This window comes from Pseudanabaena cinerea FACHB-1277 (assembly GCF_014696345.1).
Taxonomy (GTDB): domain Bacteria; phylum Cyanobacteriota; class Cyanobacteriia; order Pseudanabaenales; family Pseudanabaenaceae; genus Pseudanabaena; species Pseudanabaena cinerea.
The window spans coordinates 1-13,700 of record NZ_JACJPY010000026.1; the positions used below are offsets into that span (position 1 = coordinate 1).

The 13,700-nt window shown below is 46.2% G+C and carries 11 protein-coding genes; 10 read left to right on the forward strand and 1 reads right to left on the reverse strand.

Translation table 11 applies throughout. The annotated features are described in order from the left end of the window. From H6F44_RS09930 to H6F44_RS09960, 7 genes are all read left to right on the forward strand, one after another. Positions 1 to 482, forward strand: a 482-nt coding sequence (locus H6F44_RS09930; RefSeq protein ID WP_407681869.1) for a transposase, incomplete at its 5' end; no start/stop codon positions are given. 238 nt (positions 483 to 720) lie between these two features. Next, the gene (locus H6F44_RS09935; RefSeq protein WP_190350802.1) at positions 721 to 1,341 is read left to right on the forward strand and encodes an RNA polymerase sigma factor; all 621 of its coding nucleotides are present in this window, start codon (positions 721 to 723) and stop codon (positions 1,339 to 1,341) included. A 10-nt stretch (positions 1,342 to 1,351) separates the two neighbouring features. Continuing rightward, on the forward strand, positions 1,352 to 2,932 hold the full coding sequence (locus H6F44_RS09940; RefSeq protein WP_190350803.1) for an SPOR domain-containing protein: 1,581 nt from the start codon (positions 1,352 to 1,354) through the stop codon (positions 2,930 to 2,932). A 37-nt stretch (positions 2,933 to 2,969) separates the two neighbouring features. Then, on the forward strand, positions 2,970 to 3,320 hold the full coding sequence (locus H6F44_RS09945) for a hypothetical protein (RefSeq protein ID WP_190350804.1): 351 nt from the start codon (positions 2,970 to 2,972) through the stop codon (positions 3,318 to 3,320). After that, positions 3,245 to 4,570, forward strand: a complete 1,326-nt coding sequence (locus H6F44_RS09950; protein ID WP_190350805.1) for an Era-like GTP-binding protein — start codon at positions 3,245 to 3,247, stop codon at positions 4,568 to 4,570. Before H6F44_RS09945 ends, H6F44_RS09950 begins: the two co-directional genes overlap by 76 nt. Before the next feature lie 187 nt (positions 4,571 to 4,757). Then, entirely contained in the window at positions 4,758 to 6,143 is a 1,386-nt protein-coding gene (locus tag H6F44_RS09955) for an efflux RND transporter periplasmic adaptor subunit (RefSeq protein ID WP_190350806.1), read from the forward strand. Between the two features lie 36 nt (positions 6,144 to 6,179). Continuing rightward, entirely contained in the window at positions 6,180 to 9,422 is a 3,243-nt protein-coding gene (locus H6F44_RS09960; protein ID WP_190350807.1) for an efflux RND transporter permease subunit, read from the forward strand. Here H6F44_RS09960 and H6F44_RS09965 read toward each other — a convergent pair. Further along, positions 9,393 to 9,962, reverse strand: a complete 570-nt coding sequence (locus H6F44_RS09965) for a hypothetical protein (RefSeq protein WP_190350808.1) — start codon at positions 9,960 to 9,962, stop codon at positions 9,393 to 9,395. The genes H6F44_RS09960 and H6F44_RS09965 overlap by 30 nt on opposite strands. Before the next feature lie 171 nt (positions 9,963 to 10,133). Between H6F44_RS09965 and H6F44_RS09970 the strand changes: the two genes are divergently transcribed. From H6F44_RS09970 to H6F44_RS09980, 3 genes are all read left to right on the forward strand, one after another. Beyond that, positions 10,134 to 11,054 carry a 4-hydroxybenzoate solanesyltransferase gene (locus tag H6F44_RS09970; RefSeq protein WP_242016519.1) on the forward strand — a complete coding sequence of 307 codons (921 nt, stop codon included), beginning with the start codon at positions 10,134 to 10,136 and terminating at the stop codon, positions 11,052 to 11,054. An 89-nt stretch (positions 11,055 to 11,143) separates the two neighbouring features. Continuing rightward, on the forward strand, positions 11,144 to 11,368 hold the full coding sequence (locus tag H6F44_RS09975; protein WP_190350809.1) for a Calvin cycle protein CP12: 225 nt from the start codon (positions 11,144 to 11,146) through the stop codon (positions 11,366 to 11,368). A gap of 444 nt (positions 11,369 to 11,812) precedes the next feature. Further along, a complete protein-coding gene (locus H6F44_RS09980) occupies positions 11,813 to 13,594 on the forward strand; it encodes a hypothetical protein (protein ID WP_190350810.1) in 1,782 nt (593 codons plus the stop codon). Positions 13,595 to 13,700: the final 106 nt, after the last annotated feature.

Consider the following 13,700-nt stretch of genomic DNA (forward strand, 5'->3'; position numbering starts at 1 on the left):
CTCGCTTTGGACATTATCCTGAAGCGGTCTATGTTGACCAGATTTATCGCACTCGTAGCAATCGCGCCTATTGTCGAAATCGGGGTATAAGGATTACGGCTACGCCTTTGGGCAGACCTGTACCTGATGATTTGGCGGCTATTCGCAAGCAAACTCTCGCCGATGCAAAGGTTCGCAATCAAATTGAAGGTAAGTTTGGGCAGGCGAAACGACGGTTTAGTTTAAATCGGGTCATGACCAAGTTAGCCAATACTTCGGAAACGGCGATCGCTATCACCTTTTTGGTCATGAATCTAGAAGCGCTGCTCAAGCAGCTTGCTTTTTTATTTTTTGCTTGGTTTATGCTTTGCCGACAGTACTTTATTTTTCAATTTGGGAAGTCGTTTTTTATCTTTTCTGCTATCTCTTCCCGATTTCGGCGATTTCCTGTCTTGCCTGTCCTGTGGTCTCCTTTTTCTACTTGCATTCTTCCTGCCTCCTAATTACTTTTTCAGCAAGCCCTACTTATAGTGCCTTGTGCTGTGAGCGCAACAGGCTGTCAGAGGCTGTTACATTACATAATACCGCTTAACATTTGGGTAACATTGTCGATATGGGGTTGCAGACAAAATTTTTGTTTACAATATAGTACGAACTACGGGTTGCATTATCATACTTTGCTGCTAGTATGTGTGCATTCAAATTGCAAACCTCAAAAGTGAGCTGAACATAGCCGTGACCGTGCAGCTTCCTCCCTTACCCGAAATTCATCATCCCAAGATTCAAGCGCTTTTCCAGAAAAGCGATCGCGAACTTGTCACCCTATTTCAGCGACATCCTGATGAGGGACAGTATTTTGCGGCAATTTTCTGTCGTTATGGACAGGTGCTATATACCCTCATTGGCACTGCCACGCGATCGCCAGTGCAGTCTGACTATTTATTTGTCAAAACTTGGGAATATATCTATCACGAGATGCGCGTACTTGATTTGCGAGCAAATACACCCAGCCTATCTTTGCAAAGTTGGTTAATTAATATCGCCGCAATGATGATCAACCGCGCCGAAGTGCCGCCCGTTGAAGAAATTCAATATTCACTCAAGGATACGCCGCCAGTATTTTGGTGCTATCTTAATCAGGCTCTAAATCAGATTGCAGGCAATTTACGTCTGATCTTATTGCTGTCACAAACTTTTCAGTGGAGTCCCACGCGCATCGCCGCTTATCTGCACGCCGAAGGGGAAAATATCTCTGCTAATGACGTGAAAAATCTCCTCAACAAAGCCTATAGCGCTTTAGAGGAGGCTATCCCCGAAGATATCCGAGACATTTACCTAGCTCAAACCGCCGCTATTGCTTGAGGTAAAGAATATGCAAACATTAAGTCCGATTTCCCCCACCAAAACCAGTCACCGAGTTGCCTATGCTGAGGCTGAGCTAACGCCTGCGATCGCCCATTCGTCAATTTTACAAACCGCGTTGAATGGTCTAGATGCCAACCTCAATGATGAGTTGGATCGCTATCGCCATTGGCAAGAAAATGGGCAAACTATTTCCTATCTCAACCCCTTTAGACCAAGAGTCGTATCTGTGGATTCAGTCTGGACTGCGGCAAGCTTGGCAGAATTAACGCCGCCATCCTCTACGGGTGATCTCAAAGGCGATTCAAGGCTTACGAGTTCAGGCAATACGCTGAAAATGCCAATGATGCCGACTCTCAACACAATGCCTCCTCTCGATAATCAAGTTGTTGAATTCAATAACTTGAGCTATGAAAATTTGGCTAACCTAGAAGCCTATGTCGAGCAGCAGGTTCATCGCCAATCAAACGCAAAGTCAACTGTATCGACAAATGTATCGTTAAATTCAAGTAATGCTGCCGAACCTCGGACCGCTTCGGCTCCCGAAGTCATCAAACCGATGGCTCAAGCTTCAACCCTTGATGATGATGCCATTTTGCAAAACTTCGCCAATGACTATGCAGAATATTACAGCGACAATGAGCAGAATTTAGCTGGATCAGCAGTTCAACAAATAACTAACCCTTCCCAAAGCGCTTTGCACAGCTTGCTAAATCCAGTGGGCATTATTTCTTTGTTGCTGTTGCTGTTTTCTAGTGCGGCGATCGGTTACTTGCTGGTTGATCCTTCTAGTGTCATGAAGTTATTTAAGCCAGATCATAATTCTAATTCTTCTCAGTCCCTTGCTGATCCTAATGTGGTGAATAATGCCGCTAGTAAAGTCGATCAGGCTTTGATTTCCCCTGTGCCATTTACGAGCGGCGATCGCCCCTTAACTAGTTTGAGTGATCTCAATCAACAAAATTTAAAAATTGATCCTAAAGCAGATCTGAAAACCGACACAATTAATAAAACCAATGCTTTAGGTAGTAATTCGAGCGTCAAGCCATCGGGACTATTTGTGCCGAATGGGAATCCAAGTTCTTTGCGAACAGTGCCATCCACAAACTTTTTCCGTTCAGCCCCGACTGCTGCTGCCCCTTTCTCTCCAGTTTTAGCGCCGATCCAGCGCGAACCCGAACCAAGTGATCGCGACAATCCTCCCGCGAGGGAACCCTACAGAGAGCCTGCACCCCAACCAGTTAGGCGCGTTAGCCCTAGCGGTAATTCTAGTGCTAGCACTCCCAGCCGTTCTGCCCCAGCCGCGCCAACAGCCGCCGCCGCTCCCAAATCTGCCGCCCCTGCAAGAACTGCTGTCAAATATGCAGCCCCCTTGTCTGCTAATCCTCAGACCGTCCCCCCATCGGCTCCTAGTGCTAGCTATCGAGTAGTGGTAGAAAATGGCTATGCTGCTAGCGCTCAGCAGGTGGAAAAGAACGCTTTTGTACGCCCTGATGGACAGGTACAGGTCGGCTCCTATCGTGATCCTAATGCCGCTCAGCAAAGCCTAGAACAACTTCGCCGTCAAGGGATTCCCGCTAGAATTGAGTAGCTCTAAAATGGCTAAATGAATAGCAATAGGATAATTTATGCAGTTTATTTTTGATGCGATCGCCTGTGGATTGCTAGCATCTTTGACATGGCTAGGGCTGGTCTGGATTTCAACCGATCGCCCCATTAGTTCGGGGCGGGCATGGGTGCAGGGGGTAGGTATTGTGGCGATCACCAATATATTTACTTGGATCGCTCTGGTGGGGCTAAATCTGCGTTTGATCCCTGTTTGGGTTATTAGTTTCCTATTGATGAATGCGGCGATCGCCCGTTTAGCTTTTCCCCTCTGCGAGGGTATCCAAATCCCCTTAATTTGGGCGATCGTCATTCATCCAATATTGATCTCGGCTATGGGCATACTGCTAGGCGGCGCAGTGGGATTTCTGTAAGCTCATCTCACCAGTCGGCTAGAGATGATTTGTTGTGTGAATATTTCATGAATATCGAATTGGTGCGCGATCGCCTAATTGGCTATCAAAAGCTATTTAGGCAGGAGCTTGAGGAATCTGAGACCCAAAGAATTGAGAACTTAATATCTAAAATTGATCGCTGTACCATGGCGATCGCCGTATTTGGGAAAGTATCAACGGGTAAAACTTCCCTAGTTAATGCGTTGTTGGGCGATCGCTTGGGGGCAACAGGTGCAATCAATGGCGTGACCCAAGATGTGATCACCTATGATTGGCAACCCACATCTAAAAAAATCAACCTGCAATTGATCGATACCCAAGGCATTGATGAAATTGATGGTGCAATAAGGGCAGCGATCGCGCTGGATGCTGCTAAGCAAGCGGATTTAATCTTGTTTGTGATTGCAGGGGCGATGACGCGCTTAGAACAGGAGGCGATCGCCCAATTGCAGAGCTGCGCTAAACCAATTCTGCTGGTTTTTAATAAGACCGACCTCTATACAGACCTAGATCGGCAAGTTATACATCAGTCCTTACAGAGTGCTGAATTACAAAAATTAATCTCGCCATCGGAAATTATTTTGACCGTTGCTGAGCCACAACCCTTGCGGGTAAGGGTGCAATATGCCGATCGCCAAGATCGTCAAGAAATTTGGGAAAAGCCAAAACCCGATGTGCAGACTCTCAAATCGCGCATCTTAGATCTGCTGAACCTAGAGGGGAAATCATTAATATCAGTGAATGTATTGCGATCGCTGTTAGAAATTCAAAGGGCTGTCATCGCTAGGTATATGCAGAAAATGGCATGGAGATCGATCGTTGCCCCATTGTTTTTGGTGCAGGCAATCGCCTTACTCTGCTCTCCTTGGCAATGGTTAGATGCCGCGATCGCTGGCAGCATCAGCAGCATTTTGGGTCTCAGTTTAGTTAATAAATATCCCATTCAAAAGGGCTATATTTGGCTCTTGCTGATTTTGGGGATTGCGGTTTTGTCAGGGCTAATGGGCAGCGATCGCGGCGCAGATTGGCTGATTACAGCTCAAAATCTTGCCGAAATCTTGATTACAGCGATCGGCTTGTCGATGCTTGCCCATGGCATTCTTCGCGATATCGCCGCTACTACGACATCTGGAAAATTCAGTGCCGAAAATTCAATTTCAGAAATAATTAATACCACCCCCACAAATTCAATTTTGCGCCGCCTTGATACAGCACGAAGCATTGACTAACAATCTAGAAATATTTTGAAATGCGGCACTGAGAGAGGTTTTTAAATTCTTTCGGGAGTCCCCCCAAGACCCAATGGGCTGTAACTCGATCGGGTGATTTCCAAGGGTTTATAGTTGTAAGCAAACCTTAATACTTTAGAATGTCTTTATAAATTTTAACATTTGCCCTCTTTCCCCTCATATTCCTATGAAAGCTATTTGGACGTTAGTGGCGATCGCTGGCTTATCAGTTGGCACAGTTGGCTGTAATGCTGCAAAAGATGCTACCCAAGCGCAACCACAAAACCAAAAACAAGCTATAGCTGTAGATGTTGCGGTTGCCAAGTTGGGTGTCCTTCAGGAAAATGCCGAATACACAGGTACAACTGCACCGATCCGTGAAGTGGCAGTGCGATCGCGCATCGAAGGACGATTGCTAGATTTGGCAGTGGATGTGGGCGATCGTGTGGAAGTGGGGCAGATCATCGGACAGCTAGATGATACGGTGCTGTCGGCAACAGTTTTGCAAGCAGATGCGGAAGTGGCAGCGCGGGAGGCGGAAGTATCACAGGCGAATGCTGCCGTTGGTAATGCCCGCGCCCAAGTGGAACGTGCCAGACTGGAATATCAACAGGCGGTGCTGGATGCCAACCGTTTTACTCAATTGGCGAAAGAGGGCGCAGTTTCCTCTCAAATTGCTGAAACAGCGATCACAAAGCGACAAACCCTAGAGCAGGCATTGCGATCGGCAGAACAACAGGTAAAGTTGCAAGAGCAGTCGGTGGGTTCTTCTTCGCAAAGGGTTTTAGTCCAAGAAGCAATCAGATTGAGGGAGCAGGAGCGCCAGTCTTATACCACCATCACAGCTCCCTTTGATGGCGTTGTCTTAGAGCGGGTCAGCGAGACTGGCAGCTTACTATTTGCGGGTAATGAGGTGGTGAAGTTGGGTGATTTTAGCGAAGTTAAAGTAATCGTGCAGGTGTCCGAACTGGAAATCGGCAATATTCGTCTCAATCAAGCCGTAAATGTCAAATTTGACACCTTTCCCAATCAAAAATTTACGGGTACGGTGCGGCGCATTTCCCCTGTGGCTGATGCGGTGGCAAGATTAATCCCTGTGGAGGTCGTAGTAACTAATCGCGATAGTCGATTGGGAAGTGGACAGCTTGCGAGGGTGCAGTTTGCCAATACTCAAGCTCAACAGATCGTCATCGCCGAGACTGCCTTAGAAGCGTCAGGTCGTTCTGGGCAGAGGGGCAAACCAAACCCATCGGCGAATCCTGCAACGCAAGCATCACCTGCTGCTGCCCCAACCCCTCAAGCTGACTCTAAGAATCCTAAAGGCTCTCGCAATAGTGCAACCCGTGGCAAGCCCAATCAGGCAGATGGTGGACAGCCAGCCACCCTATTTGTACTGACGGGCGATCCCCAAGCACCTAAGGTCGTGGCAAGAAAAGTCACTCTAGGCGATCGCCGTGATGGCAAAGTGGCAATCCGTTCGGGTCTGCAAGAGGGCGATCGCGTTGTGGTACGCAGTGGCGGCAAGCTCAAAGATGGCGATACGGTTAAGATTAGCGTGTTGTCAGACCTTTAATTTCCTTAATTTTCATAATTAGTCAAGAGGTAATCCATGAGCGATCTAGAATCTGCGCCGCCAAGTGTAGCCCCGCAACCTGTTGGCTTTAGTATCAGTGCCTTAGCCATTCGCCGTCACATCGGCACATTGATGTTAACGATCGCCATTTTGGTGATGGGTGCTTTTTATATCGGACGATTGCAAGTAGATCTCTTACCTGCAATCGTTTATCCGCGTATTGGTGTACAGGTTAGCATTCCTGGGATTACGCCAGAGGTGGCAATTACGGAAGTTACCAAACCCCTCGAAGAGGTTTTAGCAATTACGGAAGGGGTCAACCAACTCTTTTCCCGTACCCGTGAAGGTCAGGTCAGGGTTGATTTATTTTTTGAGGCAGGTAGTAATGTTGACCAAGCCCTCAATGATGCCGTAGCCAGTTTCAACCGAGGGCGCAGCCGCTTACCTGACGAGATCGAGGATGTTCGCATATTCAAGTTCGATCCTTCACAATTACCAATTTATGAATTTTCGCTCTCTTCCCCTTCCCTCTCTTTATCGCAGTTACGCATCTTCGCCGATGAAGAACTAGGGCGAGAACTGGCGATTGTCCCAGGGGTCGCTGGGGTTGATGTGGTGGGCGGGGTCAAAGAGGAGGTACAAATTAATCTCGACTTGCAAAGGCTGCAAGCTTTGGGGCTAAATGTTAACGATGTGGTTAATACCCTGCGCGATCGCAACATTGACGTTTCATCAGGCCGTTTACGCAATGGCGCGGTGGAGCCTTTAACCAGAGCGATCGGTAAGTTCCAAAATGTGCGCGAGATTGAGAATCTTTCATTTATTGTCCGCAATGCCACTCAGAATAGTAATGGCACGGTTAAACAGGTATATCTTAGGGACTTTGCCGAGATTATTGATGGTACTGAAGAACAAAGAGTTTTCTCGAACCTGAATGGGGTCGAAGCAATTAAATTGGTAGTCACCAAACAGGCTGATGCCAACACAATTGAAGTAATTGATCGCCTTAAACAGAAGATTAAATCATTACAAGATCGGGGGATAATTCCCGATGATGCCGAATTAACCGCCACCCTTGACGAGTCAAGATTAATAAGAGCTTCCGTTGCCAATGTCATCTCATCGGGCTTGATCGGGGCAGCCCTCGCCGCGATCGCCGTATTTTTATTCCTTGGTTCATTGCGTCAAACCCTGATTATCAGCCTTGCCATACCCCTCGCCACCCTCGCCGCCGTGATCTGCATGGGTATCTTTGGCTTCTCCCTCAATCTATTTAGCTTAGGAGGATTGGCTCTAGGCGTAGGTATTGTTGTCGATAATTCCATTGTCATGCTAGAAAACATCACAATTGGAATGGATCGTATGAAGCGCAAATTTCAAGCGGGAGAAGGTGACTTTGATGTAATTTATCAAGCCCAAGCCAGCAGTACAGAAGTTGAATCTGCCCTGATAGCCTCCACCAGCACTAACCTCGTGGTTATTTTGCCATTTCTCTTACTTGGTGGTTTTTTATCATTACTATTCAATCAATTAATTCTGACCATTAGCTTTGCCGTTGCCGCTTCCATTGCGATCTCCGTGACCGTTGTGCCAATGTTAGCCTCCCGCCTATTGGCGATTCCTTGGTCGAGCCGCCTCAACGAAACTTGGTTCATGCGTACATTTGAACATCGTTTCGCCGCCGCCACCCTTGGTTATGCAGGTTTTCTCGCCAAGATCGTGCATTATCGGCTATTGGTGATCGTTGCCATATTTGCAATCCTTGGTGGCGGCGGTTTGATCATGGGGTCGCAACTGCCCCAAGAAATTATCCCTCAAGTCAAAACTGGCGATGTCAGTGTTAGCGCTCAGTTTCCTCCTGGCACTACCCTTGCTCAAAATCGCACTGTTATGGGTATGATCGATGAAATATTGCTGCAACAGCCCGAAGTTGCCTATGCCTTTACCACCATTGGCGGCTCTTCCTTTGGTAGTAACGTTACCGCTAACCCCTTGCGTGGTGGCAGTACGATTACCCTCAAACCCCAAGCTGACCTCACGGGGATGATCCAGCGAGTGAATGCCGAAATTGCTAAATTAAATTTGGCAGGTGTGCGGGTGCGGGTAAATCCTGGACAGGTGCGCGGCATTATTGTGAATAATTCACCAGTCCCACGCACCGACATTGACGTGGTATTGCAGGGCAGTGATCCCGAATTATTGGCACAAGCGGGATCTGAGGTACTTACGCAACTGGAGAAGGTCACAGGCGCAAATTTCCGTCCTGATATTGACGCAAGACAGCCTGAATTGCAGATCCTGCCTGATTGGGAACGCATTCAATCCCTAGGACTATCCACGCAATCCATCGGTGCAACCTTGCAAGCTGCAATCACGGGTTCCGTCCCAACCCAAATTCAACGCGGCGATCGCCTTGTGGATGTGCGGTTACAACTTCCCCCCGCCTTGCGACAAAATGCTTCACAATTGCAACAACTGCCCCTATTTGTTAGCAATAATCGCCCTGTACGCCTGTCCGATGTGGCAACCATCCGCCAAGGTCGCGCCCCTGGTGAAATCCAACGCATTAACCAGCGCCAAGTTTATTTAATTTTGGGCAGCATCGAGCGTGGCGCAAGCCTAAGTCAGGCACTCCAGCAAACAGAAGATATACTTAAAAATGTCACTTTGCCAGAAGGGGTGACGGTTTTGCCTAGTAGCGCCAAAGTTGCCAATGCCAATCTTTCCCAAGCTTTTATTGTTTTAGGTGTACTAGCCGCCTTCCTTGTGTTTGTGGTTATGGCGGTGCAGTACAACTCCCTTATCGATCCCCTCGTAATTATGCTGACAATTCCCCTAGCTCTGGCAGGGGGCATCTTTGGGCTATATGTTACGGGTAGTTCTATTAATGTAATGGTGGTGATTGGCGTAATTCTACTGATTGGAATTGTCGTAAACAACGCGATCGTGCTAGTAGAACTCGCCAATCAAATCCGCGATCAACAAAAATGTAGTCGGATGCAAGCTATGCTGCAAGCGGCTCCCACAAGATTACGCCCAATTTTGATGACAACGATTACAACGGTAGTTGGGGCTTTTCCCCTAGCATTGGGGGGCGGTGATGGCGGCGAATTTCTACAACCCTTAGGCATTGTCATCTTCTCAGGGTTAGCCCTAGCGACTTTGCTAACCCTATTTTTGATTCCTTGCTCTTATGTATTGATGCACGAGTTGCACTTTTCTCTATTCAATCGGTTCCTAAGTAAAAGACTAAAAAACATTGAAAGTTTTGACTCTTAGGCGATTTGATTGAAGTGCCAAGTGCTGTAGCAATTCTTGACTTAACAAAAGGCGCGTAATTTTCTGCTCATAGCCATCTCCATCGGGAAACTCCACAACTAACAATGGTTGCTTAATCTGCGCTGATGGTAACTGGAGCATATATACATAGTCGCCATTGTAAAACTCGAAATAATTGCCTTGGTTAGGGTTATAGGTTCTGGCGGTTAGGCGCACCCCAGGCGAGCCATTTTTATTGACACTGCGATAATGCTTTGGCTGACGCGGATCGTTAATATCCGCGCAAATGTATAACCCATAGTCCTTAGTCTCAGCATAGGCAAGAATACCGCCAGTGTCTGCACAGGTCTGATCATTTCCCAATTGATCAATTAACCCCGTTTGCAGATCGTTCTTTAACTCATTGCTGTTATTGTCAGCGATCGCCCGTCCATCGCCACTTATTCCCATCGACAGAAATATGCCTAGCATGAAGCCTGTTATGGACTTGGGAATGGTAAAACTAGATCTATTAAGTTTATTAAGTTTCTTTAAGAGCATTTCAATAACCTGCAACGTTACTAAATATTTTTATGAAAGTTTTTATGAAAGTTTCTATGAAGTTTCTTGTGAAAATTTTTAGATAATAGATGCTGACATTGATGCTCGTAGCCCAATAAAATATTAACAATCCTGAAAACTTGTGTAATCCGCAACTTTGCTTAATTCGCCATGACCCCAAACATGACTCCCGATCTTAGCCACAATGCCCCACCACCAGAATCAACATGGCTAAAAGTGATCCGCCTTCTGCGATGGCATAAACCCGCAGGTCGCCTAATTTTGATGTTGCCCGCACTTTGGTCAGTGGTTGCCGCCTCTAAGTCCCAACAGCAATTACCACCCCTGCAAATGATTGTCGTGGTGATCCTTGGCAGTTTGGCAACTAGTGCCGCAGGTTGCGTGGTTAATGACCTATGGGATCGCGATATTGACCCTCTTGTGGCGCGTACAAAAAACCGCCCTCTTGCCGAGCGATCGCTATCCATACAGGTGGGCATCGGCGTATTGCTAGTGGCGACCATCTGCGCCTTTTTACTATCCACATATCTCACGCCCCTCAGTTTTGGGCTTTGCTTTGCCGCCGTGCCAGTGATTGCGATTTACCCCGCTTGCAAGCGTTTTTTCGCAGTGCCGCAGCTAGTTTTGTCGATCGCTTGGGGCTTTGCGGTACTCATCCCTTGGAGTGCGGTCACAGGGAATCTGGATAGTTATGCTTGGGAGCTATGGGCGGCAGTAATCGCTTGGACAATGGGCTTTGATACGGTCTATGCCATGAGCGATCGCGAGGATGATCTCAAGGTTGGGGTTAACTCTAGCGCCCTCTTTTTTGGCAAATATGTAACGTTTGCTATAGCAATATTTTTGGCGATCGCCCTTAGTTGCTTGGTTTGGCTAGGTCAAGATTTACAACTTGGTTACGCCTATTACCTTGCTTGCTTGACAGCGGCCTTAATATGGGCATGGCAATGCAAGCAACTGACTCAGATCGAAATCTCCACCGACTTTTACCAAAACGCTTTTGGGCAGAATGTTTGGATCGGATTTATCGTTCTTGCAGGTATGTTTGCCTCAAGCTTAGGAATTGCTTAACATAGTCCCATCGTTCCTACTCCCGATGTATGATGCCTATCAAGCATCATTCTGTTAGCATTTAAAGTTATAGACATCAGACAAAACACATGAGCAATATCACCACTGAAAAGATCAAAGAAGAATTGCAGCAGACTAGAGAGATCTGTGACATCACTGGCACTGGCTCTAAGGAGTGTTCTGAAGCATGGAACAATTTAGAGCAGTTGGCAGAAGAAGCCACACAACCCGATCCTGCCAAGCCCAAAAACTCCCTAGAAATATACTGCGATAACAATCCCGACGCTGATGAGTGTCGTTTATACGAAGACTAATGTTTTGCCAGAATTTTGCAAGAGATGTAATGGATTTACATTTAAGCTCCTGCATTCTGGGATATGCAATATAGCCTGTTGAGGTTTTAATTGCCAATTCAACAATCTATAAGAGGCTGAAAGTGCTGCAAAGCAAATACTTTCAGCCTTTTTATTGGCTTAAGTTTGAGAGTTTGTGATCTCCTTGAGGCTTTTTATACTTTTAATCACTGCTTTGCCCTGCAAGGCGCGACAGCCCATAATATTAAGTTTTGTTGAACAGTGCATAGTGCCATCGTTGTTTGATAGCAAACAAATCATAATAATTATGTGATTGTGAAAAACCCTCACTGGGTTTGGTTTTCAATTCGCAAAAGTGTTAGCACACCTTCGTGAATTGGGATAATATGTACAGGTGGGACATTTGCAGACGCTGAGAAAATTTGTAGTCAATTGGAATAGGGTATGACACAACTAAGCGTTATGGACTTGGCAAAGCAGGGTGATCCCCAAGCGATCGCCGCCTTGATCAATCGATCGTTAGCCTCTAAGGGGATTCATGCCACCGCCGAACTAGCTGGCAGTTGTTTGAGAATATCTTTGTATGCATCGCAAATTCCTAACCCCAAAGCGGTGATCACAATTATTCAGCGTGGAATGTTGATTTTGCAGGTGGAAAAGATCAAACGCCTGAAAATCTTGACCTACCGTTCCGATAATAATTACCTAGCATGGCAGCAGGAGATTGAGTTAGAGCGCCCCAATCAAAGCCGTAATGATTTTCAGGGGGAAACGTTACAGAGCATGGAAAATAATGCTGAGAACAGGACTAGTTCTGATGCTGATATTATAGCCTCAGAATTATCCGAACCAGCATTGCTGAGCCAGAAAATGCCGTCTTCTAACATCAACCTCGCTAATACATCTAAGGGAGTTATTCTGGTGCAGAGTTTGTCGCAAATTCAGCAAAATCTCCAAGAATATCAGGATGTAATTGTACGTTTCACCGATGAGCAGGTGGGGACAGTGCGCTGCTTAACTACGCTCACAGAATTAATTCAAGTGATCAGCAAGCCTAGTTTCCTATTTGCGGCGGTTGCTTCTAATCCTAATTTGCGAAGTTTGCTCGATGCGATCGCTGAATCTAGTCATACCGATGAGCATGGTGATCAAGTGATTCAAAATCTATCAATTTTGCAACCAGGACAGCAGTGGCAAAAGGCTAAGGTGCGTCTGGTTACGAAAATATTTCTAGAGCCTGCCCAAACTGCGGATGGGGGCGATCGCGCAACCAATAGACAACAGGATCGGCATCAGGGTATTACCCTTGATCTTGCCGAAGAAATTACCAACGCCATTTCCGAAAATGCGCCTGAACCACCATCAAAGGCATTATTAGTTGACGCGGTAGAGGCTGAGCCAATACAAGACGTTTCCCAAGATCTACTAGAGCAGTTGTCAAAACAGCTATCAGAGAAACTATCAGAGGAGGCGATCGCGGAGCTATTAAATGAGTCAGTAATTAATGAGCCAGTAATTAATAAGCCAGTAATTAATGAGCCAGTAATTAATGAGCCAGTAATTAATGAGCCAGTAATTAATGACTCGTTAATAGATGAGACAGAGATCGTTACTCCAGATCCTAGCGCTGATGTCACCGAGCTGGAGGTAAGTATTGATAGTAATATTACAGCCGAAGCATTATTCGATGATTTTGTCATCTCATCAACGACGGCTAAGGATCTGCCCCATAAGCAACAAGAGCAGCCAAGCTCTCAATCTGTTGTCAATGAATTAATTAGCCCAGATGTATTAATTCCATCGGAAATGCCAGAAGCATCTGGATTTGATCTTTTTGATGGCTTCGGCTCTAGCAATAGTGAGTCTAATATTGCCCCAAAAATAGCAATGCAAGCTGAAGAAAATTTGTCTCTGGGTGATTTAATCGATGATTTTGACAGTGACAGCGCCATAAAAACGCGGCAGATTAATGACGATACATTGACATTTAATACGGATGATGACTTGTTCAATAACTTTGGTGCCAAATCGGGTGACAAATCGGTTGATAGCAGTCATATTTCAAATGTTACGGACTCATCTCCCAACCTTGAGGTAAATACAATTGAGGGGCTGATATCAAGCATTGATTCAATCACGCTGCCTAAACCTGCCAGTAAGCCGCGATCGCCATCTTTTGTTACCTTGGCAGATTTTTCTGAAGATCTGGAGTCCGTTGGCTTTTAACTAAAGAAGTTCTTAAAGAATCCTTAACTTATAAAGCCCCAAACTTATACTAAGGTGACATTAGATTTAATTATCTAGATTCTTTGTTAGATATTTACTAAAGCCT

Excerpts from the sequence above, each read along its gene's own strand:
- H6F44_RS09940 (WP_190350803.1), top strand. The coding sequence starts at position 1,352 with ATGCAAACATTAAGTCCGATTTCCCCCACCAAAACCAGTCACCGAGTT.
- H6F44_RS09945 (WP_190350804.1), top strand. The coding sequence starts at position 2,970 with ATGCAGTTTATTTTTGATGCGATCGCCTGTGGATTGCTAGCATCTTTG.
- H6F44_RS09955 (WP_190350806.1), top strand. The coding sequence starts at position 4,758 with ATGAAAGCTATTTGGACGTTAGTGGCGATCGCTGGCTTATCAGTTGGC.
- H6F44_RS09960 (WP_190350807.1), top strand. The coding sequence starts at position 6,180 with ATGAGCGATCTAGAATCTGCGCCGCCAAGTGTAGCCCCGCAACCTGTT.
- H6F44_RS09965 (WP_190350808.1), bottom strand. The coding sequence starts at position 9,962 with ATGCTCTTAAAGAAACTTAATAAACTTAATAGATCTAGTTTTACCATT.
- H6F44_RS09970 (WP_242016519.1), top strand. The coding sequence starts at position 10,134 with ATGACCCCAAACATGACTCCCGATCTTAGCCACAATGCCCCACCACCA.
- H6F44_RS09975 (WP_190350809.1), top strand. The coding sequence starts at position 11,144 with ATGAGCAATATCACCACTGAAAAGATCAAAGAAGAATTGCAGCAGACT.
- H6F44_RS09980 (WP_190350810.1), top strand. The coding sequence starts at position 11,813 with ATGACACAACTAAGCGTTATGGACTTGGCAAAGCAGGGTGATCCCCAA.